The 22144-nt window shown below is 69.3% G+C and carries 20 protein-coding genes and 1 pseudogene; 10 read left to right on the top strand and 11 right to left on the bottom strand.

What is annotated here, in order from left to right; all coding sequences use genetic code 11:
* The 3 genes and pseudogenes from ACSHXN_RS46860 to ACSHXN_RS46850 all read left to right on the top strand — a co-directional run.
* Positions 1 to 301: pseudogene (locus tag ACSHXN_RS46860) on the top strand (hypothetical protein); the annotation flags it as partial.
* Positions 302 to 410: 109 nt separating this feature from the next.
* Entirely contained in the window at positions 411 to 1274 is an 864-nt protein-coding gene (locus ACSHXN_RS46855; RefSeq protein ID WP_438302346.1) for an RNA polymerase sigma factor SigF, read from the top strand.
* A gap of 39 nt (positions 1275 to 1313) precedes the next feature.
* On the top strand, positions 1314 to 1454 hold the full coding sequence (locus ACSHXN_RS46850) for a hypothetical protein (RefSeq protein ID WP_383357833.1): 141 nt from the start codon (positions 1314 to 1316) through the stop codon (positions 1452 to 1454).
* A 64-nt stretch (positions 1455 to 1518) separates the two neighbouring features.
* Here ACSHXN_RS46850 and ACSHXN_RS46845 read toward each other — a convergent pair whose 3' ends face one another.
* The 5 genes from ACSHXN_RS46845 to ACSHXN_RS46825 all read right to left on the bottom strand — a co-directional run bounded on the left by ACSHXN_RS46845 (position 1519) and on the right by ACSHXN_RS46825 (position 5783).
* Entirely contained in the window at positions 1519 to 2187 is a 669-nt protein-coding gene (locus ACSHXN_RS46845) for a nucleotidyl transferase AbiEii/AbiGii toxin family protein (RefSeq protein WP_438306407.1), read from the bottom strand.
* Between the two features lie 5 nt (positions 2188 to 2192).
* On the bottom strand, positions 2193 to 2585 hold the full coding sequence (locus tag ACSHXN_RS46840) for a hypothetical protein (RefSeq protein WP_355136712.1): 393 nt from the start codon (positions 2583 to 2585) through the stop codon (positions 2193 to 2195).
* Between the two features lie 634 nt (positions 2586 to 3219).
* Positions 3220 to 3438 carry a PLDc N-terminal domain-containing protein gene (locus ACSHXN_RS46835; protein WP_438302345.1) on the bottom strand — a complete coding sequence of 73 codons (219 nt, stop codon included), beginning with the start codon at positions 3436 to 3438 and terminating at the stop codon, positions 3220 to 3222.
* Positions 3439 to 3768: 330 nt separating this feature from the next.
* Positions 3769 to 4053: an STAS domain-containing protein gene (locus tag ACSHXN_RS46830; RefSeq protein WP_438302344.1), complete on the bottom strand. Its 285-nt coding sequence runs from the start codon at positions 4051 to 4053 to the stop codon at positions 3769 to 3771.
* An 806-nt stretch (positions 4054 to 4859) separates the two neighbouring features.
* Complete coding sequence (locus tag ACSHXN_RS46825) at positions 4860 to 5783, bottom strand: GNAT family N-acetyltransferase (RefSeq protein WP_438306406.1); 924 nt, start codon at positions 5781 to 5783, stop codon at positions 4860 to 4862.
* 1019 nt (positions 5784 to 6802) lie between these two features.
* On the opposite strand from ACSHXN_RS46825, the gene ACSHXN_RS46820 reads away from it, so the two are divergent.
* Positions 6803 to 7612 (top strand): ArsR/SmtB family transcription factor, encoded by an 810-nt coding sequence (locus ACSHXN_RS46820; protein ID WP_438306992.1) that lies wholly within the window; start codon positions 6803 to 6805, stop codon positions 7610 to 7612.
* A gap of 59 nt (positions 7613 to 7671) precedes the next feature.
* Positions 7672 to 8244: a hypothetical protein gene (locus ACSHXN_RS46815; protein ID WP_438302343.1), complete on the top strand. Its 573-nt coding sequence runs from the start codon at positions 7672 to 7674 to the stop codon at positions 8242 to 8244.
* Positions 8245 to 9524: 1280 nt separating this feature from the next.
* Here the strand turns inward: ACSHXN_RS46815 and ACSHXN_RS46810 are convergent.
* Positions 9525 to 10073: an N-acetyltransferase family protein gene (locus tag ACSHXN_RS46810; protein WP_438302342.1), complete on the bottom strand. Its 549-nt coding sequence runs from the start codon at positions 10071 to 10073 to the stop codon at positions 9525 to 9527.
* Positions 10074 to 10207: 134 nt separating this feature from the next.
* Between ACSHXN_RS46810 and ACSHXN_RS46805 the strand changes: the two genes are divergently transcribed.
* Positions 10208 to 10480, top strand: coding sequence for a transposase (locus ACSHXN_RS46805; protein WP_438302341.1), 273 nt, complete (start codon positions 10208 to 10210; stop codon positions 10478 to 10480).
* Positions 10481 to 10800: 320 nt separating this feature from the next.
* Positions 10801 to 12264, top strand: coding sequence for a hypothetical protein (locus tag ACSHXN_RS46800; RefSeq protein ID WP_438302340.1), 1464 nt, complete (start codon positions 10801 to 10803; stop codon positions 12262 to 12264).
* 1127 nt (positions 12265 to 13391) lie between these two features.
* Here ACSHXN_RS46800 and ACSHXN_RS46795 read toward each other — a convergent pair.
* The 5 genes from ACSHXN_RS46795 to ACSHXN_RS46775 all read right to left on the bottom strand — a co-directional run bounded on the left by ACSHXN_RS46795 (position 13392) and on the right by ACSHXN_RS46775 (position 17035).
* Entirely contained in the window at positions 13392 to 13802 is a 411-nt protein-coding gene (locus ACSHXN_RS46795) for a VOC family protein (RefSeq protein WP_438302339.1), read from the bottom strand.
* Between the two features lie 294 nt (positions 13803 to 14096).
* Positions 14097 to 14420, bottom strand: coding sequence for an ANTAR domain-containing protein (locus ACSHXN_RS46790; RefSeq protein ID WP_438302338.1), 324 nt, complete (start codon positions 14418 to 14420; stop codon positions 14097 to 14099).
* A 299-nt stretch (positions 14421 to 14719) separates the two neighbouring features.
* Entirely contained in the window at positions 14720 to 15388 is a 669-nt protein-coding gene (gene phoU, locus ACSHXN_RS46785) for a phosphate signaling complex protein PhoU (protein WP_355136826.1), read from the bottom strand.
* 241 nt (positions 15389 to 15629) lie between these two features.
* Positions 15630 to 16469, bottom strand: coding sequence for a cytochrome c oxidase assembly protein (locus tag ACSHXN_RS46780; RefSeq protein ID WP_438302337.1), 840 nt, complete (start codon positions 16467 to 16469; stop codon positions 15630 to 15632).
* Complete coding sequence (locus ACSHXN_RS46775) at positions 16469 to 17035, bottom strand: DUF2243 domain-containing protein (RefSeq protein WP_355136687.1); 567 nt, start codon at positions 17033 to 17035, stop codon at positions 16469 to 16471. The genes ACSHXN_RS46780 and ACSHXN_RS46775 overlap by 1 nt, the downstream gene beginning before the upstream one ends.
* A 629-nt stretch (positions 17036 to 17664) precedes the next feature.
* Here ACSHXN_RS46775 and ACSHXN_RS46770 point away from each other — a divergent pair.
* The 3 genes from ACSHXN_RS46770 to ACSHXN_RS46760 all read left to right on the top strand — a co-directional run bounded on the left by ACSHXN_RS46770 (position 17665) and on the right by ACSHXN_RS46760 (position 22056).
* Positions 17665 to 17985: a hypothetical protein gene (locus ACSHXN_RS46770; RefSeq protein ID WP_438302336.1), complete on the top strand. Its 321-nt coding sequence runs from the start codon at positions 17665 to 17667 to the stop codon at positions 17983 to 17985.
* A gap of 723 nt (positions 17986 to 18708) precedes the next feature.
* Positions 18709 to 21111 (top strand): Pls/PosA family non-ribosomal peptide synthetase, encoded by a 2403-nt coding sequence (locus ACSHXN_RS46765; RefSeq protein WP_438302335.1) that lies wholly within the window; start codon positions 18709 to 18711, stop codon positions 21109 to 21111.
* Between the two features lie 177 nt (positions 21112 to 21288).
* Complete coding sequence (locus tag ACSHXN_RS46760; RefSeq protein WP_383357824.1) at positions 21289 to 22056, top strand: alpha/beta fold hydrolase; 768 nt, start codon at positions 21289 to 21291, stop codon at positions 22054 to 22056.
* Positions 22057 to 22144 lie beyond the last annotated feature (88 nt).

Genomic DNA, 22144 nt, shown 5'->3' with positions numbered 1-22144 from the left:
CTCGAACAGGAGCGGGGTCGGTCTGCCCGGGTTCGGTACTGTCCTGGACAGCCCTGACTTTGCCGTTGTCGCCGGCGCGATGGGTGTCACCGGCGTCCGTGTGACGGGTCCGGGCGACTTGGTGGGCGCCGTACGCCGGACCTTCGACGCTCCCGGCGCGGTCCTCCTCGGCGTGGTGACCAAGCCCGACGAGATCGCGGTGCCTGCCGAGCCGGCCGTCGGGCAGGGTTGGGGTTTTGGGGTGGCCAAGGTGAAGGACGTCCTGCGTAGTCACACCGTCATCCGGGAGGGCGGCCACTGAGGAAAACCCGAAAGGAATTTCAGGAATGATGGTTCGGTGGTCGGGTACGCGTCTGCTTGCCGGTGGACAGGCCGGCGGGGTGAGACCGGACGAGCGGGAGGGGCGCGTCGTGGCGACGACGACCGTGCAGGCAGTCGAGGCGACCGTGCAGGTGGTCGAGCAGGCGGTGGAGGTGCCGCGGATCGCGGACCCGTCCAAGGTCGCGCCCCGGGACGCCCGGGAGTTGTCGAAGTTGTTTTTCGAGCAGCTGGCGGTGCTGGAGGAGGGGACACCCCAGTACAGTTACGCCCGCAACACGCTGATCGAGATGAATGTCTCCCTGGTCCGGTTCGCGGCCGGCCGGTTCCGCAGCCGCGGGCCGGAGGAGATGGAGGACATCGTCCAGGTCGGTGTGATCGGGCTGATCAAGGCCATCGACCGGTTCGAGATCTCCCGCGAGGTGGAGTTCACCTCTTTCGCCGTCCCCTACATCGTGGGGGAGATCAAGCGGTTCTTCCGCGACACGTCCTGGGCGGTGCATGTGCCTCGCCGGTTGCAGGAGGCCCGGGTGCAACTGGCCCGCGCGAAGGAGGAACTGCACAGCCGGCTGGGCCGCACCCCGACGACCAGGGAGCTGTCGGAGCTGATGAGTCTGCCCGAGGACGAGGTCGTCGAGGCCCAACTCGCCTCCAACGGCTACACGTCGGCCTCGCTGGACGCGGCGATCGGAAACAGTGAGGACGGGGAGTCGGCGCTGGCCGACTTCATCGGCGACGAGGACGCGGCTCTGGAACTCATCGAGGACTTCCATGCTCTCGCACCGATGATTGCCGAACTCGACGAACGCGAGCGGCGGATCATTCACTGGCGGTTCGTCGAAGAACTCACCCAGGCCCAGATCGGCGAACGTCTGGGCGTCTCCCAGATGCACGTCTCACGCCTGATCTCCCGCCTGCTGACCCGACTGCGCGAGGGCCTGCTCACCACCCGGTGACAGGCGGGGCGAGCTGCCGGTGTCACGGTGGCCCGAGCCGTGGCTTCTCATCACCCGCACCCGCACGCTTACACCCGCACCCGCACCCGCGTGCTGAACGCGGGCCGGTACACCGGCGACCTCGCCGTGCTGCGCCCGGACTGGAACACCGGCGCGCCCCGACCCGCAGGGAAGACCTGACGCACCGCACCCTGGGCACGCACCGCGGCGCTGCGTGCAGAGCGGTGTCGGGGCCCGGATGCGATCAGTCGATGTCCGGATCGCCGGAGTCCGCGAGTAGCCGGGAGGCGAGGTCGTCGGCCCACCGCAGGGCCCAGGTGCGCAGAGCGGTGATGGCTTCGTCGTCGAGGCCGTAGGCGGCAAAGGCTTCGTCGTCGGTCCATTCGGCGCCTGCCGGATTCGCCTGAAGGTCTTCGCGCTCGAAGCGGCCGCGGGCGTGGCGGCGGCCGAACTCCTCGAGCTCAGTATCGGCCCAGCGGCGAGAGGCTGCGAACACGTCGATCAGGTCGCGGGGCGCTCCGCGGTCGGCGAGGGCGCGGACTTTGGTCCCGATGACGTCCTCCTCTGCGAGGACGGGCCCGTAGGGGCTTTGGGCGATAGGCCGCCAGAAGACCTCCTTGAGGATGTCGACTTCGCACTCCTGACCGGTGACGGGGTCGGACACCGTGAAGCGGGCGGACAAAGGGGCCGTCTCCAGCGCCCGAACCTGCCAGCCTCGTGCTTGAAGGCCGTTACGGAGGGTGTCGGCGATGTCCGCCATGGGGGTCGGGTTCTCGGTGGCGACATCGAGGTCCTGGCTGGGGCGGTTCACCAGGTGATGCGCCCGTACGGCATATCCGCCGGTGAGGACCAGCGGATAGGGGGAGCCGAGAGCAATGACATCCGCCAGGAGCCGCGTGTGCAGCTCTGGCATGTCCGTCACGCGGCTGCCCGTGTACGCGAGGCGAGCTGGGAGAAGGCGTCTTCCCACACGGTGCGCACGGTGCGACCGACGAGGGTGCGCAGCACCGGCCACATCTGAAGGAGCAGGTCCTGGTTGAGGTAGCGGGGCAGGTCGTCGTGCAGGCCCTCGTGCAGGACGGTGCGGTACAGGCCCATGCGCTGGCGAGGCTTGTCCATGTCGTACGAGGTCATCCCGGACCAGGCCATGTGCAGCGGCAGATCCACGACTCCCTGGGTCGGACCGCGCAACTCGTCGAGCGACTTCGGCAGTCGGCGCTGGAACTTCTCCCGGTACAGCGCGAGGTCCTCGGCGTCCGCGCCCGAGAGGTTCCTTGACGGGGGCGCGGGGTGCTGTGGGCTGGAGGGCATGACTCCATTATGGCGGGCGGAGGAGGGGCATGGTGTGGGTTCTGGTGCCGAAGTGAGCGGGGGTGAGGGCGCGCACTGACGCGGCGCGCATCCGGTCCGATTTCGTGCTGGACGCCGCCCGTGCCGCCGGCTCGGCCGCCTGTCGGGCTTGTGGTCCCCGGGTCCGGGCCGCCGCCCGGTGCACCGGCGATCTCGCCGTGCTGGGCCTGGACTGGAACACCGGCGCGCCCCGACCCGCAGGGAAGCCTGGCGCACCGCATCCTGGGCACGCACCGCACCGCACCGCATGCTGGGCGCGCACCGCACCGCACCGCACCGCATCGCACCGCAGGGCGGCGAAGGCTCACAGTGGGCAAGTTTCCGGGGAGGGGGTGTCCCGGTTCGGTCGAGGGCGGCCCTGCAGACGGTCGGACCGAGTGCGGGCCGGCAATGCGTGGGGCTCCCGCCGCAGCCGGTCCTGCCTGCGTATGCGTGGGATCGCGATCGAGGCGATCATCCGGGTTTCTGCGGGCCGGGTCCGTCATTGCCGGAAGCTTGGGTTTTCGGGGTGGTCGGTCTTTGGCGTTCGACGGGACCGCCTAAGGAGTGGCTGCGACCGGTACTGCAATGACGCATGTGAGGCGGGCTACCGGGTTCAGGCCGCAGATGGCTGTTCCTCGGTGCGGGTGGACCGCTTGCCCAGGTTTCGCCAGCCGATGGCGGCCACAACAGGGAAGAGGGCCAGGATGAGCAGCCAACCCGCCTTGGGCAGTATTCGGATACGTGCCGCGGGTGTCCTGATGCAGTCGAGCAGGGCATACGCGTACAGCGCCGCGACTATGAGGTAGATCGCGTAGACCAGCAGCGACGTCATCCGGCCACCTCATGTGTAAGGGCACCTGCCCGCTTGGGTGCGGCACGGTGTGGCCCCACTGGCCGGTCATGCTAACGGGTGGGCCGAAGAGCGCTGAACAGGCACCCTGCTGTCAATGACCTGCGACTGCGCAAGTAAGCACTGTAGACATCTCGACTGCCCTGCCCGCGGCGCGATCATCGTCGACTGAGATCGCTTTCACAGCAGGCCGACAAGTCCTGGGTAGTCAGGCCGGCGCGTCGGCAGGTGAAGGGGCCGGTACGCCTTCGCCGTCGGCGGCGAGGGCGTCCGGGGCCGTGGAGTACACGCGGACGGCCTGGTCCAGGCCCGTCAGCCTGAAGTGAAGATTCGTGCCACCGCACCGGGCGCCGCTGCCAGGCGCAGCGCGCTCCCGCGTGCGGACGGCCGCGGGTGGATTGCGATCAGGCTGCTGATGCGGGAGGAGTCGCAGAAGTCGAGCCCGGCGCAGCCGATCACCGTCAGCCCGGGCCGGGAAGGCTCGGCCGCCATCCGGTCCGCCGCCTCTCGCAGCTGCACGGCGCTGTTGAAATCCGGCTCGCCGCGCAGCGTCAACAGCCACGCCTGTTTAGTCTGTCTGACCTCGACTGCGAACATCCTTTAGCTGCCTCCCCACCCGCCCCGACGGGACCGATGATACTGACGGCGGCCCACAGCGGAACTCGTATGACCCCTGTTGCGAGGATTTAAGGTGCTTTGGCGTGTCTGTCAGGGGTTTGTCGGGGGCCGTCGGGGGGCGGGGAGGAGGCGTCCTTGGGCCCGGTGCAGGCGACGTGGGTGCGCGGCACCGGAGCAGGGCAGATCCCAGATCGGGGGAGCGGAGCGGAAGTCGTCGTGCAGGGCCCTCGTGCAGGACGGTGCGGTACAGGCCCATGCACCGGTGGGGCTCGCTCGCCTCGTATGTTGCGAGGGTTCGGGTGCTTTGGCGTGTCTGTCAGGGGTTTGTCGGGGGCCGTCGGGGGGCGGGGAGGAGGCGTCCTTGGGCCCGGTGCAGGCGACGTGGGTGCGCGGCACCGGAGCAGGGCAGATCCCAGATCGGGGGAGCGGAGCGGAGGTCGTCGTGCAGGGCTCTCGTGCAGGACGGTGCGGTACAGGCCCATGCACCGGTGGGGCTCGCTCGCCTCGTACGTGGTCGTTTTGGACCGGGCCATATGCAGCGGCAGATGCACACCCTTTGGATGGGGGCGTGGACCCGGCGGGCGATGAACCGGGGCAGGGTCCGCCTTGTCTCCGCGGAGGTCGTGTGCGGTGAGCTCGTGTCGTCATTGAGCAGGTCCGCTGCTGGGACCACTTTCGCGATGATGCGACGGACACGTGTTGCATTCCAACCTTGCCGATGTGGTGTCGATCATGCGACTAGGGAGGCGGGGGCACCGTCTGCGGAACCCCCGCCCGGTACTCGATCAGCTCCAGGTCATGTTGATCTCACGCTCGAAATTGATGTATCCCGCGCGCTGGAAGGCGTTCGCCATCGGGATGTTGCCGAGGTCTGTGGACGCGCGGATGCGGGGGACGCGCTGTTCGGCGAGGATTCGGGTGCCCTCGGCGAGGATGTCGTCGATGTGGCCGTTGCCGCGGTGCGATGGCAGGACCGCGATGTAGGCGATGATCGCGTTGTAGTCGTTGCGGGCCGGGATGACGAACCCCACTGGTTCTCCATGGGGCAGTGTTGCGATGCGCCACCAGTCCCGTGGGCTGGTGTAACGCGCCAGCTCGGCCTCGTAGTGCCGGGCGGCCGCTTCGTGTACTGACATCCGGGTCAGGTCGTCACGGCCGTGTGCGTCCAAAGTCCCGTCCAGAACTGAGGACATCAGGGCTACGAGTTCCTCGCCATCGCGGACCGGCCGGTAGACGAGGCGCCCATTGGGCTCGGGAACTGGCGATCCCGGACGCCATTCCAGGCGCAGTCGTTCGACGAAGAGCCGGGCACCGGTCCGTTCGAGTACCGTCATGCGGTCTTCGACAGCTTGTCTCGTTACCGCGTTCTCACGCCAGTCCGGTGGGACGAAACGGCTGTATTCAGGGGGGCGCGACCCGTTCGGGAGGGTAGCGGCCATCGCGGTGTGCAGAAGTCGCGCCCCGATGTCCACGTGATCGGGGCCCGAGGGGCTGTCTTCGATGTCGAGGATGTCCAGGATGAGTGGTGCGTCGCCGGCTGATCGGCTCCACCAGGCTGTCCTGGCGAGTAGGCGGTCACCCCGGAGGGCGACCCACATCCATTCCGGACGGCGGCGGCCAGCGGCAAGGTCGTCCGCCAGTTCCTCATTGAGGATGTAGGGCAGTTGGGAGAAGAGGTCGAGTTCGTCGTGTCCGGTGATCGGACGCATGGTCAGGTCGTTCGTTTTCACGGTCAAGGCACGCTCCGGTGAAGGCGCCCGTCCGCTCCGGGGTCAGACGTGGTCCGCAACCCGGGGGGACACAAGCGCGGTGTTCTTGGGGATCATGGGCTTATCCCTCCTCTCGCAGTCGTGGCCCCTCAACCCTCGTGGTGGGGGTCCAGCGGTTACGTCTATCCAACCGCAGCCCTCGCCCGCAAACCCTTTTCGATCACTGTGCTTCCGACAGCACCGAACAGCGAGCCTGGGGCTGTCAGCCGCAGGTTCCCATCACTGTGCTTCCGGCAGCACCGAACAGCGAGCCTTGGGCTGTCAGTTGCAGGTTCCCATCACTGTGGTTCGCGGCGCGGGCCGGCGACTCACTGGGCTTGTCCCGGCGGCGGACTCGCGAAGCCGGACGATCTCCTCGTGCTGGGCGGCGAGTCGGGCGAGGACCTGACCGCGGAAGTCCGCGAGCTCGGCGATCGTCTGTTCCGATCCGCCAGCCGTTCCCGGAGCTTGACGTTCTCCGCCGTGGCGTGATCTGGGCTTCGCGGGGGTCGGGGATCTCGCCAGCCTCGCGCATGGCGTTCAGGCGCCGTTCGAACTCGACGCGGAGGTGAGAGCAGGGGCGGGTGCCCGTAGAAGGCGGTGCGGTCGACCGCACCGCCTTCTACGGTGAGGGTCTTGATGTCACACAGGCGTTGGTGGTCGAGTTCGCCGGCACTGCTCCGGTGCCGGTCCGTGAGCCGCTGGTGTGCGCCAGGACTGCGAACAGCATGTTGTGGTCCCGTGGCCAGAGCCGTTCCAGGATCTCGATAGCTCGGGCTACGGGGGGCGCCGACCAGCCAGACGGCAGGGACCGGCCTCGTCGCCTTCGCCCTTGCTGCCTTCGGCTTGTCAGGGTGACGTGGGGACGTCGGGGATGGGTGTGACGGGGTGGCCTCGGGCGTGGGGGTGCATCGGTGTGTTCGGTTCGTGCGGCCGGCCTCCCTTGACGATAGGCAGGTGATTGCCTGCATAATGGGGGTGTGAGTTTCGAAGCAACCGTGATCGATTCGGTGTTCAAGGCGTTGGCCGATCCCACCCGGCGGCTCCTTCTGGACCGTCTGCGTGAGCACGACGGGCAGACGCTGCGTGAGCTGTGTGAGCGTCTTGGCATGACGCGTCAGTCGGCGACGCAGCATCTGGACGTCCTGGTGGGGGCCAACCTCGTCACCGTCGTGCGGCGTGGCCGGGAGCGGTTGCACTATCTGAACCCCGTTCCGATCCACGAGATCGAGGCGCGTTGGATCTCCGGTTTCGACAAGCCGCGCCTTCAGGCGATCAGTGCCATCAAGCACCAGGCAGAGGAGTACGCCATGACCCATGCATCCACACCGGTGCCCAACTACGTGTACGTCACCTACATCCGCGCCGGTGCGGAGCAGGTGTGGCAAGCCTTGACCGACGCCGACCTGACAGCGCGCTACTGGGGACACGCCAACGTCTCCGACTGGCAGCCGGGCTCGGCCTGGGAGCACCGGCGAGCCGACGGCTCAGGCAAGATCGACGTGGTGGGTCGTGTCCTGGAGGCCGAGCCCCCGACGCGGCTGGTCATCACCTTTGATGACGTCCCCGATGCCGAATCGCCGAGAGAGCCGTCAGTCGTCACCTTCCTCGTCGAACCGCATCAGGACATCGTTCGCCTCACCGTGACCCACGAGAACCTCCCCAACCAGGAGATGCTGGGCGGTATCTCGGCCGGCTGGCCGGCCGTGCTGGCGAACCTCAAGTCGATGCTGGAAACCGGCGAGGTCCTGCCTCAGGCGCCCTGGGAGATGTCCCGCGCCCACAGCTGAGCCGCGCCCTCTGCGCCCTTTGTTCTTTCCGTATCCGCCCGTGCAGAGAGGTGCAGCACATGCTGGACACCGCCCCGCTCCAGGACGCCTACCGTGCACTGCTGGATGCTGCCGCCACCGTGGCCGTGGCCGACGCCGACGCCGACGCCGCCACCGTGGCCGACACCACCGACGCCGACGCTGACGCCGACGGCCCCGGTCCCGCTGCGCCGAACGGCGAGTGGAACGCCGATCAGATCCTTGCGCATGTCTGCCTGGTCGGCGCCGCCACCCTCGCCGTCCTCGCGGGTGTCGCCGCGGGGGCCAACACGACGTACGACAACCGGATCGCTCTCGACGCCTGGACTATCGAGCAATCCATCGCGCACGCCGGCGGCAGCGCCGGGCTCCGGGACCGCATCAGCGCTCAGGCGGCCGCCCTGTGCGCACTGGCCGGAGGTGCGGCGCTCAGCGACGCCGAACTCGCCACCCTGGTGCCCGCCCGGCTCTTGTCCAACGGCACCCTCCTGGTCGATCAGCCCGTGCCGCTGCACGACATCGTTACGGGACTGGCAGAGGTGGAACTGCCCGGCCATACGAAACAGCTCCTCGCCCTCCTGCCAGACCGGGCCGTGGCCGGGGCTGCGCAGTGACTTACAGCGATACCGACGTCAGCTCGTCAGCTCGTCGCCTCGTCGGCTCGTCGGTTCGTCGGCTCGTCGGCTCGTCAGGGGGAGTGCACGGAACTCGCCGATGGTGATGGGCGTTGGCTGTAGTCCCTGGGTGTGAGGTATGCGGACGGGGGCGGGTTGAGGCTGGAGGCACGCCGATGCCGGAAGGTGGTGCGGATGCAGGCGGCGGAAGTATTCGCCCAGAAGGTCAAGCCGCCGGAGGCTGCGGTGGCTGCGGTGAGTGGGAAGTCGGCCTGGCAGTGGCACCAGATAGGGCGCCGGAGGCTGCGGTGGCTGCGGTGAGTGGGAAGTCGGCCTGGCAGTGGCACCAGATAGGGCGCCGGAGGCTGCGGTGGCTGCGGTGAGTGGGAAGTCGGCCTGGCAGTGGCACCAGATAGGGCGCCGGAGGCTGCGGTGGCTGCGGGTGAGTGGGAAGTCGGCCTGGCAGTGGCACCAGATAGGGCGCGGGAGGCTGCGGTGGCTGCGGGTGAGTGGGAAGTCGGCCTGGCAGTGGCACCAGATAGGGCGCGGGAGGCTGCGGTGGCTGCGGGTGAGTGGGAAGTCGGCCTGGCAGTGGCACCAGATAGGGCGCGGGAGGTGAGGAGGCCTTTGTCTGGCGGGGCCCGGTGGATCGGGGTGTCGTCTGTCTCGGGCATGTTTGCGGATGCCGGTCGGGTATCTGGAGCAGGGCCCGACCGCCCACGGCTGGGTGGGGGACCGGGTGTGGCGTTGAGTATCCCTGGCGTCACCGGCGGCTCGGGTATCTGAGTCGGGAGGGTCAGCAGGTGTCTGATCGCGGCGAATGTGTAGTTCGGTGAACTCTTGGTTTGCAAGGTCCCCGGCGGACTGCAGCGGACTGCCCGGACTTGCGCCGGGTCCTTGTGCCGGCCGGGGAGCGGAAGACGGGAGATGTCGAAGACCGGCTCACGGCTGTCGTGCCCTTGGAAGGGGACCGGAAGACCTTGCGGCGAGTTGATCACCGGGCGGGTCAGGCTTGTTGGACTGCGTGGGAGGCACCGCGGGCCGTCCCGGGTTTGTGCTGCCTCGCCCTGTCTGCTTCATGGCTGGGCTTCTCCGGGATGCCCCACCAGGGGAACGGTGTCGCCCCGATCTTCGAGAACGGCGCGTCCCGGATGTCCTGGCAGGTAGCGGGAACGAGCGCCATCCGGGTCTTCCTCTCCAGCTCCTGCACGGCATGTGATGGCGGAGCCGGGCATCGGCGCTGTCTGCATACCCCTGCGGTCAGAGGGGATCGAGGAGCATCAGGACCTCGTCCCGGGTGTCGTCGGGTGCGAGGCGCAGGGCGAGCGGCCGACTTCACGCCGTCCGAGCCGGCTGTAGAAGTCCTCCAGCCCCTCTCCTTGCCGGGCGGCGAGGTGGAGTTGTTCGAGCTCGAGTTCGTCGCGGGCGATCTTCGGCAGCTGACGCATGAGGGCGGAGCCGACACCACGGCCGTGGAATTCGGGGTGGGTCTGAAGGTGGTTGACCGTGCGACAGTGTCCGACGAGCTGGTAGGGATCGCGGTTGAGGACGACCCATGCGGCAAGAACGTCGTCGAATCTGGCGGTGATGAGGCGGCTGTGTTGCGGCTGGTGAGGACCGAGGAGCTTGTCCGCGGCTGGCGCGACGTCGTCGTCCTGAACGGGTGGGAAGGGGAATCCGGCGGCACCGCCCGAGTGGGTGACCGCGATCCGGCAGTCGATCAGCTGACGTCGGAGTTCGGGAGTGGCCTTGCGGGCGTCGGTGATCTGTGCGAGCTCGGGCATGCGTTCGCCTGTCATGAGGAGCCGCAGGTCAGCGAGGTCTGACATCCGGGTTGGGTCAAGCTTTCGAGTTCCGGTGGCCGGCCGGCGGCGAACCCGGTCGAGTGGATCGCCGAACACCCTGACCTGGGCCAGACCTGGGCCGTGTCTTCAAAAGATCTCGAGTGGTGGATCAGTGTTGGGTGATATGTCGCCATGAACTGTCCGATGCCGAGTGGGAGTTCGTCGGGCCCCTGCTGGTGTCACTGCGTGGCCGGGGGCGGTTGGGCGACCGCACGGTGCTCGACGGGATCGTGTGGAAGTTCCGCACGGGGACGGCCTGGCGGGACGTGCCGCAGCGGTACGGCCCGTGGGCCGTGCTGCACGCCTGCTTTCGGCGGTGGGCGCTGGAGGGCGCATTCGAGTGCATGCCGCTGCGCCCCGGAATGCCGCACTCAGGCATGCCGACAGGCTAACGGCCCGTGAAGCTCCCGACGTCGATGCCATCCCTTCTGAGCCCGCAGACTGCGGCTGCTGCCCGCATGCTCGAACGAAGACGCACGTTTGATGACGCGCGCAGGGTCCGGTGCACCGACATGTGCAAGGTTCGTGCGGCTGGTGACGATCAAGACACCTGTGACCGTAGCGAGGCGTGGTCGTGATCTCGACTTGGCAGGGTGGCCACATGCGCACTCTGCGGCGGGACCGTCGCCCCCGCAGGGGCTTGAGTCGGGAAGCGGGCCCGGTCATCCGTGCGTGCACGGCTGCCGTCGGTCTTCTGCTCTCGCTGGCCGCCATGACGTCCGTCCTCTCCGGGTGCTCCTCGAGCGGGGCCGACGTGAAGCTGGTCGTTCCCTCGGTCTTCTACGTTTCCCGCGATCCACAACAGGCCGTATCTGACCTGCGGGTCGAAGAGAGAGCCGGCGGTGCGACGGTCAGGCTGAGGGTGACCTTCGACGCGAGTGATCTGAAGGGCGTCGTCACCGTCAAGCGGGCGCTCGATGCATGTGTTGTCCACTTGCCCGTCTACCACTGCGTCACGCAGGCGGGTCCAACGGGTGGAGGGGGCATCCAGGCCTTCCACCTGAGTCCCGCGAAAGGCGCGAAGGCGGGCGACTTCGCGGTGCTGCGCTACCGTGTGACCGCGCCCGGCCTGCCGCCGGTCAGCGGTCACTCCCTCATCGTGGTCGGCAGACCGAAGCTCCGGGTCTGGCTTCACCCCGATCCGGGCCCGGTGACACCTGGCGGGAGCCTGTCGGTCCGGCTGACCGTACGCAACGTCGGCGACGTGCCCGCCCGCGGAGTGGCCCTGCGCATGGAAGCACGCGATGGCATCACCCTGACCGACCGGCACCGCAACTGCCGCTATCGAGGCGGCACTTCGGCGTGGTGTCGGCTCCTCGCGGACGACATCGTCATTCCGCCCGGCCGGTCGTACGGCCTGGGTGCCCGCGAGCACTTGCGGGCCGCACGGGATGCCACCTATCCGACCGTCACCTTCAGTGCTGATGCCATCGGCACCGACTACGTTCCCCCGGCCGAAATCGCATCAAGGTACCGGCCCGGCAGCGGGCCTCCACTGCATTTCGTTCCGGCCTCCCAGACCGACGCCGGTGTGACGAGCACAGTCGGCGACGATCCACAGGTGCTCCACGTGAGCGTTGACAACCGGAGCGAGTTGGCCGCAGTCGCCGACACAGCGCGCGGTCCCATCGGCAGTCTGTCCACCGTGCGGATCGGCGTGCGGAACAACGGTCCCGGTTCGCTGACGGCAGCGGTGAAGGTCGTCTTCACGGTGCCCGAGGGCACCACTGTCATGGCGTCGCCGTACAGCTTCGAACGTGACGAGGAGGTGATCGCCCAGGACTGCCGGGCCGTCACCGCCGACGGCACGCCACTTGCGGAAGCCTCCGCAAGGCAGCCGAGTGCCAGACGGTACGTGTGCACGGCGCGCGTCGGAGCGGTGGGGGCCACGACGACGTTCCCGTTCACACTGCGCATCGACAAGAACAGCGCCGACGGCAGCGGCCGGGTCACGGTCTCGGACAGCGACCCGAGACGCCCCAGCGGCGACACCGAGCCGGCTGACGACGCGGCGGACGTCGCTGTGTCCGTGTGGCCGGGGCCGGCCTGGGCCACCCCCGGCTTCTACATCGCCGCTGCCGTCGTCATCCCGCTGCTCAGCCTCGCCGTCGCCTTGTATGTGCGGCGCCGAAGGCTCTTCCGCCACCGCGAAGAGATGACACCCCCCGCAAGGTGAGGCCGACGCGGAGCATGGAATACCCCAGAGACAGGACAAGGCGAGACCGGGACGATCAAAGGCCCTCAAGGTCAACGCCAACACCACCAGCCCGGGTGTGATGAAGAATCTCAAACAAGGCCGGCGACGCCGGTCCACATCACTGCAGCCAGACATGTGGCCGCGCCCAGCCCGACCAGGGCGTGTCTTCAAAACTTGCGGCGCTGAACACCGACTTCCATCCGGCCGCTGTCATCGGCATGTTGTGTTTGCCCGGTCAGAGCATGGCCGGCTCCGGGCCTGCCTCCGTTTTTGTCGGCAGTCGTTGTCGCTGAACGTCCTTGAGCCGGTGCCGCTTCAGCCGCCGCGCATGGTGTCCGGCGGCGTGAACAACGTGCGGCATGCACAACCGGCCAGGACCGGCGGGCAAGGGACCCGGAGCCGCGTGTGCAGCTGTGGCATGTCCCTCACGCGGCTGCCCGTGTGCGTCGGGTGAGCGGGCGGAGGGCGTCTTCCCGCACGGTGCGCAGGGTGCGGCCGCGGAGGGTGCGCAGCACGGGCCGCATCTGCAGGGGCAGGCCCTGGTTGAGGTGGCGGGGCAGGTCCTCGCGCCGGCCCCTCGTGCAGGACGGTGGGGTACGGGCCCGTGCGCCGGCGGGGCTTGTCGATGTCGTACGAGGTCATCCCGGACCGGGCCATGTGCGGCGGCGGTTCCGCGGCTCCCTGGGTCGGGCCGCGCAACGCGTGGAGCGACTGCGGCAGTCGGCGGCGGAGCTTGTCCCGGTACAGCGCGAGGTCCTCGGCGTCCGCGCCCGGGAGGTTCGTCGTTGCCGGTGCGGGGTGCTGCGGGGTGGAGGGCATGGTTCCGTGTAGCGGGCACACGTCGTGCGGTGTGCTGCGGGTTGGAGGGCATGGTTCCGTATGGCGGGCACACGTCGTTGCGGGGTGTTGGGGGTTGGAGGGGATGGTTCCGTGTGGCGGGCATACGTCGTTGCGGGGTGTGGTGGGCGTGCCGGTGTCCGGGGCGGGTGCGGGTGCGGGTGCGGGTGCGGGGGAGGGTATGGCCGTGTCCGGCGTGCACGGGGTGATGGGCGCGGCCGCCGGCCGGGCGCCGCTTGGGCGCCCGACCGGCTGCGGGCGGACTGCTGTCAGCCCTGCGGCTGGGCGATGTTGACCATCCAGGTGATGCCGAAGCGGTCCGTGCACATGCCGAACACGTCGCCCCACATCTGCTTGTCCAGGGGGACGGCGACGGTGGCGCCGTCGGACAGCTTTTCCCAGTAGCCGCGCAGTTCCGTGTCGTCGTCGCCGCTCAGGCTCACGGAGTAGGCGTTTCCCGGTTTGTGTTCGCCGGCGGGGGTGTCGGCGCCCATCAGCGTGTAGTTGCTGGGGGTTTCGAGCATGCCGTGCATGATTTTGTCGGCCATGGCGGTGTCGGGTTGGCCGGCCTCGCCGTAGGTGCTGAGGACCAGGGTGCCGCCGAAGACCTCCTTGTAGAACTCAAGGGCCTGCCGGGCGTCGCCGGCGAACATCAGGTACGGGTTGAGACGTGAGGCCATGATTCCTCCCGGATGGGGGTGAGCGGTCAGTTGCGCCGCACCCTAGCGGCGGCCACTGACAACGGGCCCGGGCCACACAGCGCGTTGCGACATCTTCCGGCGCCCGGCGGCGAGCCGGCCTGGACCCGGTGTCCGACTGTCGTTGCCGGCCGGCCTGCGTCCAGGCCGGAACTGCGGTCGGGTCGTCCGGGTGGATCGCGGGGTGCACCGCCAAGAACCGCGGTGCCGGCCCCGGTCACGTGAAGCGATGCCGTAGCAGCCGGGGTTCACAGCACGAGGCTGGACGGTGTGGGATCAGTTCTCGCCGTCCAGCCTGCGGGCCAGTTCTTTGCGGATGTCTGCCGTGAGGTTGCCGGTGACACCCAATGTGACGGCCAGGTCGGCCACGTGCCGCAGTTTGGTGTTCGTACACATGGACGTCTCGCACAGCAGGTCCCAGGCCTCCGCGGGGGTCAGACGTCCCACGGCGACCACGACACCGATCGCCTGATCGATCACGGCGTGGGAGTGCACGGCACGCTCGAGCTGGGCGACCTTGGCCTGGAGTTGCTGAACCTCGTCGGCAGGACTCCCCGGCTCCTGAACCACGCCGGGGGACTCGTGCGAGCGGATATCCACGTTCCCTCCGAGATAGGGGGTGACCGCATTCCCTAAGACGCCTGTCCGGCCGTGCGCCGGTCATGCCTGCGTTCTTCCCTTCACCCTCACACTGAAGGACATCCCCGTGCAACAGCGACACCACCTGCACCACCGGGGGAAGACGCCGTGTGCGGAAGGCGGCTGATCCAGGAACGCCTGACCTCTGCCGAAGCGCGATCAGCGTTGCTGTCCCCCCGGCTCGCCTGCTGCACAGCCTGGGAACGGGCGGGCACGGCGCAACCCGAGAGCGGGCACGAGTACCCGGTTCCGGTCCGGGGTCAGGCGGGCTCGTTCGCGGCAATCTCGTCGGCGTGCTCGCCCGTCACCAGGTAGATGACGCGCCGGGCCACCGAGACCGCGTGGTCGGCGAACCGCTCGTAGTAGCGGCCGACGAGGGTGACGTCCACGGCGGTTTCCACGCCGTGCTGCCACCGGTCGTCCATCAGGTGCTGGAAGATCATGCGGTGCAGCTCGTCCATGCGGTCGTCGTCCTTCTCCACCTGCAGGGCCGCATCGACATCCTGGGTGAGGACCACCTCGGCGGCCTGCGCCATCAGGCGCTGCGCGAGCTGGCCCATCTCCAAAATCGTGCGGCGCAGATCGCGCGGCACCGCCTTCTCGGGGTAGCGCATCCGGGCCAGCTTGGCCACATGCTGGGCCAGGTCACCGCAGCGCTCCAGGTCCGCGCTCATCCGCAGCGACGTGACCACGATGCGCAGGTCGGTGGCGACCGGCTGCTGCCGCGCCAGTACCGCGATCGCCTGGTTCTCCAGGTCACGCTGGAGGTCATCGACCTTCTCGTCGGCCGCTATCACGCGCTCGGCAAGCTCCAGATCGGCATCCATGAGAGCGGTCGTGGCCCGGCCGATGGCCGAGCCGACCAGGTTCGCCATCTCCACCAGGCGATCACTGATCGAGGCCAGCTCCTCGTGATAGACCTTCCGCATCATGTCCCCACCCTCCGTCGTGCGGGGCCGACCGCCGACCCCTATCAAATTCGAACACATCATGCAGGAACCGCTCAGCTTCTGCCCGGCCCCGGGCAGGTCAGCCGCCCTGCCCGGGGCCGGCGTGGATGGTTGCCGGCCGTGTCGTCGCCGGCCGTCCGTCCTTGGACGACAAGGCCGGGAGGCGAGCTGCCGGGCACGACTGGGGCACGCCGGGAGGCCGGTCGGCAGCGGTCCTGGCCTACCGGGGTGCCGGTGCGCCTGCCCTCGGGCCGGGTTTCGGGGTCATCGTGACGGCCTTGGTGCGGCGCTCGGGACGCCAGGTCGCCATCAGCGCGCCGGCCAGCAGGAGTTCGGCGATGTCCCCGCCGTAGTACATGATCTCCGCGCCCTGCTGCACCTGGCTGATGGGGGCGCGGATGTCGACGAAGAACCCGCCGTACATGGCCTGGGCGATCAGGGCGTGTGCGGTGATGGCAGCGCCCAGGTATACGAGGCGGGCCCGCACGCCGGGCCGGGCGGGTGCGGGGTCGGGGCCGGCGATGGCGTGGGCGAGCAGGCAGCCGGAGGCCAGGAAGTGCGCGTGCATGAGCCAGTGCCCTGCCGGGTGGCCCCAGGCGGTGTTGTACAGGGGGGTGAAGTACAGCGCGGCCAGGGAGCCGGTGCTCAGCGCGAACGCCGTCGCGGGATGCGCCGGCACGCGGGCGGGCCGGCTGTGCAGGACCGCCGTCACCTTGCGGGCTGTGGAGGTGGGCAGTGTGCGCAGCAGGAGCGTGAGCGGTGCGGCGAGCACGAGGGCTTGCGGGGCGTACATGCCGATGAGCATGTGCTGGGCCATGTGGGCGCGGAAGTCTGTGTGCGCGGTTGAGTCCAGCGGCGGCAGCAGCCCGACGGCGAGCAGAGCCAGCCCTGTAACGAACGACGTCGTCCGCCAGGTACTCCAGCCCCGTGCCCGGTTGCGGCGCCGAGCCTGTTGCGCAGCGAGCAGGTAGGCGCCGCCGGCTGCGAGGAGGAGGAGCAGCGCGGTCAGGGACGTCCACGGCAGGCTCGTTCCGCCGTCGTGGTGGTGCATGCCGTCCATCAGGTGCGGCCTTGGTGCGTCACGGCGCCGCGGTCGCTCCCGGGGTCGACGGGTCGGCCGCTGCGCTGGAGCAGGTAGCCGCCGATCAGGAACAGGCCGCCCAGGACGAGGAAGCCGGTGTCCCACCAGGCCTGGTAGGGGCCGCCGTGAACGTGGTGGATGCCCAGGATCTGGTGGTCCAGGATGCCCTCGACCAGGTTGAACAGGCCCCAGCCGACGAGCATCCAGCCCCACAGGACCCGCGAGGTCCACACGGCCCGCCGGTTGTGGGTGACACGCGCATACAGCAGGGCCAGGCCCCACAGGACCGCGATCCAGCACACGGCGTGGAAGATGCCGTCCCACAGGGTGTTCATCTCCAGCCCCGAGACCGTGTGGGGGTTGTAGTACTTCACCCCGATGCGGTCGTGGTTGGTGCTGGAGAGCATGTGGTGCCACTGCAGGAGCTGGTGCAGCAGGATGCCGTCGACGAACCCGCCGAGGCCCACTCCAAGGACGATTCCGGGCAGTTGCAGACTGCTCGGTGCCGTCGCAAGCGCCCAGGCCGGGCCCGCTGCGGTGGCCATCACTGGGCTCCATCCCGTCGACAGTGGGCATACGAAACTCGCCGTTAGGGCTTCCCGCCCTTCCCGCCTGACTCACTCTGCGTGCGGGGCTTCAGCCATCTCGCCCATCCGCGCACCATCACGCCCCCTCCCGCCCCTCCCCGCCCCTCCCCGCCCCTCCCCGCCCCTCCCCGCCCCTCCCCGTCCCTCACCGTCCCTCACCGTCCCTCCCGTCCCCTCCCGTTCCCTTCCGTCCGCCGCCGCCCACATCGGGGCGTGGTTTTCCCTGGTGGCCGGGGGGGAGCGCGCCACGGCACGGGTGAGAGGTGAGGAATGTCCCCGGCCGGCCGATTGTGTGCTCCCGCCGATAACCTGTGTCGGCGCCGGGTGCCGTGCTGCGACACTTCCCGCCATGACCGCACCCGAGCTCGGCGAAGAGGACTACCTCCGGGAGATCGAGCGTCTCGCCCACCGCGTCAGCGTGGAGGCCTTTCGGGAAGGCTGGGTCTGCCTCCCGGCCGACCCCGAGGATGCGACACCGCTGCAGGCGAGCGTGAACGCCCTGGCCCGGGCCCTGCGCAGCTACCACTTCCCGGGCGACGGATGCACGCAGGAGGACCGGCCCCTGACCAGACTGGTCGGGGGCCGCCGTGTTCAGGCCCCAGGTCATGCCGGCCGGGGTCCAGGAGAGCTACGAGGAGGCGTGTGCGCGCCTCGGCGTCGCGCCCAGGCCCGAGGGCTGGGCCTTGTGGAACACCTGGGGTGAGGGGGATCTGGAGGTGACCTTGGTGGTGTCCGCCATCGAGACCACCGAGGGGCTGCTGGAGAACTGGTCACGGGGCAGGTCCGTCGACCCCGTATCGCCGCTGCCGTCCCAGATCGCCCTGGTCCGCCGGGGCTGGATCGGACCGATGACGTTGGCGCCCCGCGCCGCCCACCGGGCCGGCCTGGCCGGCCGGCCGCTGTCCTAGGCAGCCCCCGCCCCTGGCAGCCCTCGCCCCTGCACCCGGCAGCGCAGGCCAGACGGGACGAAGGCGAAGGGCATCGACGGCCCCACGGCCGGCACCGCAGGCCAGTCAGGCCAGGCCGGGCCACGCGAGGCGAGTCAAAGGCGCCGGATGCCCGGTGTCCGACGCCTGACCCTCGATACCGGATGCCCGAGCCCCAAGGCCCAAGCCCCAAGCCCCAAAGCCCAAGCCCCGAGCCCCAAGCCCCAAAGCCCAAGCCCCAAAGCCCAAGCCCCGTACCCGTACGCGGGCGGGTGTGCCCGTACCCGCCACCGGCCCGGGCGGGTGGCGGCCCGCAGGGCCCGGCGGGCGGGTCGGCCTGTCGGGCCTGCGTACCGGGGGCGCGGTATGCAGTTCCGGTGGCCGTGGTGGGGGTGATGGCGGAGACTGGGTGTGTTCTCGGTGCCCGGCGGAGTCGAGCTGACCTTCCTTGCCCGGGCCGGAACGCCCGCCCGGGGGGAGGTCGCGTGGAGTCGTATCGGCGACCGAGTATCTCGAAGGGCCTGTCATATGGTGCGTCCTGCCGGAATTTCGGCATCTGAAACCGACACGTCTGAAACCGACACGTCTCCCGATACGTCTGAAACCGATACGTCGGGAAACGGCAACCACGGGTATGTCGATTCACCAGCTGCTCTCCAGAGTCGGTTCGCCGACGTCCTCGCCGGGGTCCTGCAGAGGGACCAGGTGAGCCTCGACGGGCACTTCTTCGAGGAGCTGGGCGCGAATTCACTGGTCATGGCGCAGTTCTGCGCGCGGGTGAGGAAACGCGCGGACCTGCCCTCGGTGTCGATCAAGGACATCTATCAGCATCCGACGATTAGGAGCCTGGCCGCTGCGGTGGGCGGGGACGGCGAGGAGCCGGCGCCCGAACCCGAGTCGGGGCCGGTGCAGGCGGAAGCGCCGGTCCGGGTCAGTACCCGCCGCTACATGCTGTGCGGGGCGGTGCAGATGCTGCTGTTCGTCGGCTACGTCTTCGTCGTCGGGCTGGTGGCCGCCCGCGGCTACCACTGGGTGGCCGCGGGTGAGGGGGTGCTGCGCATCTACCTGCGGTCGGTGGTGTTCGGCGGGGCCGGTTTCGTGGCGCTGTGCGTTTTCCCGATCGCGGCCAAGTGGATCCTGGTGGGCCGTTGGAAAGCCGGCGAGTTCCCGCTGTGGGGGCTTGCCTACGTGCGGTTTTGGATCGTGCGGGTGCTGGTGCGCGCCAACCCGATGTTCTTCTTCGTGGGCAATCCGCTCTACGTGCTGTATCTGCGCCTGTTGGGCGCGCGGATCGGCAGCGGTGTCACGATCCTCTCCCGCCGCATACCGGTGTGCACCGACCTGTTGACGATCGGGGACGACACGGTGCTGCGCAAGGAGTCGTTCTTCCTGTGCTACCGGGCGCAAGGCGGCCGTATCCAGACCGGCCCGGTCACCTTCGGCAGCAACGTCGTGATCGGCGAGAAGACCGTCTTCGACATCGACACCTTCGTCGGTGACGGTGCCCGGCTGGGCCACGCCTCCTCACTGCACCGCGGCCAGCGCATCCCGGGCGGCGAGTACTGGCACGGCTCACCGGCGCAGCCGGCCCGCACCGGCATGACGCCGGTGCCGCCGGCGCGCTGCGGCACCGCCCGCCGAACCGCCTATGCGGCGATGACGTTGGCGCAGGTTCTGTTCGTGGTGGTGCCGCTGGCGGTGGGCGGCTCCTACATGCTGCTGGCCACCTCCCCGGCGATCGCCCGCACGGTGGGCACCACCGCAACGGACACGCCCGGCATCACCACGGCCGGCTTCTACACCGACGCGCTGCGGGTGTCGGCGCTTGTGTTCTTCGGATTCGTCGTCCTGGGCACCACGGCGCTGTGCACGGTGCCGCGCCTGCTCAACCGGCTGGTCAAACCGGACACCGTGTATCCGCTGTACGGGATGCACTACTCGGCGCACCGGACGATCGCCCGCACCACCAACGTCAAGTTCTTCAAGCGGCTGTTCGGCGACAGCTCCTACATCGTCCACTACCTCAAAGGGCTCGGCTACAAGCTCACCCCGGTGCAGCAGACCGGCTCCAACTTCGGCACCGAGGTGGAGCACGAGTCGCCGTTCCACAGCGCGGTGGGGACCGGCACGATGGTGGCCGACGGCCTGTCCGTGGTGAACGCCGACTTCTCCAGCACCTCCTTCCGCGTCGGCGAGGCGCGGATCGGCCGGGACAACTTCATCGGCAACAACATCGCCTTCCCCGTCGGCGCCCGCACCGGCGACAACTGCCTGCTGGCGACGAAGGTGATGGTGCCGCTGGACGGTCCGGTTCACGAGGGGGTCGGCCTGCTCGGCTCGCCGCCCTTCGAGATCCCGCGGTCGGTGGAGCGCGACAGCCGCTTCGACCACTTCCTGGCCGGCGACGAACTGCCCCGCCACCTCGCCGTGAAGAACCGCTACAACCTGGCCACCATGGGCCTGTTCCTGGGCGCCGGCTGGGTGTACTTCTTCGCCATAACCCTCCTGGGCATGGCCACTCTCGCCGCCCGCGGCGCGGCGGGATCGGTGATGGTCGCCGTGTCCACGGCGCTCACCGTGGTGTTCACCGCCTTCTACCTCATCCTCGTGGAACGCCTGGTGGGCCGGTTCCGCCCACTGCGCCCGCAGTTGTGCTCGATCTACCACCGGGACTTCTGGCTGCACGAGCGGCTGTGGAAGCTGCCCGTGGAGTACTTCCACATCTTCAACGGCACCCCCTTCAAACCGCTGGCCTGGCGTCTGATGGGGGCCCGGGTCGGCCGGCGGGTCTTCGACGACGGCTGCTACCTCACCGACCGCACGCTGGCCGCGATCGGCGACGACTGCACCCTCAACCTCGCCAGCAGGATCCAGTGCCACTCGCAGGAGGACGGCACGTTCAAGTCCGACCACAGCACGCTGCACTGCGGCGTCACCCTCGGCGTGGCCGCCCATGTCCACTACGGCGTGAGCGTGGGAGCGGACGCCACCTTGGCACCCGACTCGTTCCTCATGAAGGGCGAGGAAGTCCCCGCCGGGGCCCGCTGGTACGGAAACCCCGCCACCGAGACCAGGACCGAACGCCGCTGCCCCGTCCCCGCATCCTGACCACCCACCCACCCTGCAGCCGAACGAACCCCTCCACGCGGGCCCTCCCACGCGGGCCCGCGTGCGGCGCACCCGGTCGGTGCACCCGCACGATCCCGCGCCGGGCCGACGGCGGTGCGCCGAGCCCCGGTGGGTTTGCTCGGCTGCCGTCGATCTTGAGTGCAAGGGGAGCAGGCTGTGCGCGACGCCGTCGTGACACCCGAGGGTGACCGGATCCGCTGGGTCGAGCTGCCGGGGCGCGAACCCGCACGCGTCTACGTCCACGGTCTGGGCGCCACGTCGCCGGCCTACTTCACCCAGGTTGCGGTCCATCCGCTGCTGGCCGGCCGGCGTTCGCTGCTGATCGACCTGCTCGGGCATGGCATCAGCGACCGGCCGACGGACTTCGACTACACCCTGCACTCGCACGCCGATGCCCTCGCCGCGGCACTGACCTTTGCGGGTGTCACCGGCGCCGAACTGATCGCGCACAGCATGGGCGGCTCGGTGGCCGTCGTGCTGGCCACCCGCCACCCCCACCTGGTCTCCCGCCTGGTCCTGGTCGACGCCAACCTCGACCCGATCCCGCCCGACCCCACCTCCGCGGGCAGCAGCGGCATCGCCGCCTACTCCGAGCAGGAGTTCCTGGCGGGCGGCTGGAAAGACATCCGCGACCGGGCCGGCGCCCACTGGTGGGCCACGAGGCGCCTGGCCGGCCGGGAGGCCCTGCACCGCAGCGCGGTCCACCTCACCCGCGGCTCCGTCCCCACCATGCGTGAGCTGCTGCTGGAGTTGGCCATTCCCCGCGCCTACCTGCTGCCCGAGGCCGACGGCCCGCTCCCGGGCACCGATGCGCTCACCGCAGCCGGGGTGAGCGTGGTCCCGGTCCCGGAGTGCGGGCACAACATGATGCTGGACAACCCGGAAGGCTTCGCCCGCGTCACCGCGGCGGCGCTGGCCGACTGACACCGGCAAGAAGTAGGCAGTCCGCGCGGTGGACAGGGCACGACGAGAGCAGGACCGCACCCGCCCCACGTGCGATGACGAACCATCA

It is taken from the genome of Streptomyces sp. HUAS TT11 (assembly GCF_051553595.1).
In the GTDB taxonomy this organism is placed as follows: Bacteria; Actinomycetota; Actinomycetes; order Streptomycetales; family Streptomycetaceae; genus Streptomyces.
Note: the sequence above shows the minus strand (reverse complement) of the source record. Positions and strands in the feature narration are given on the sequence as shown.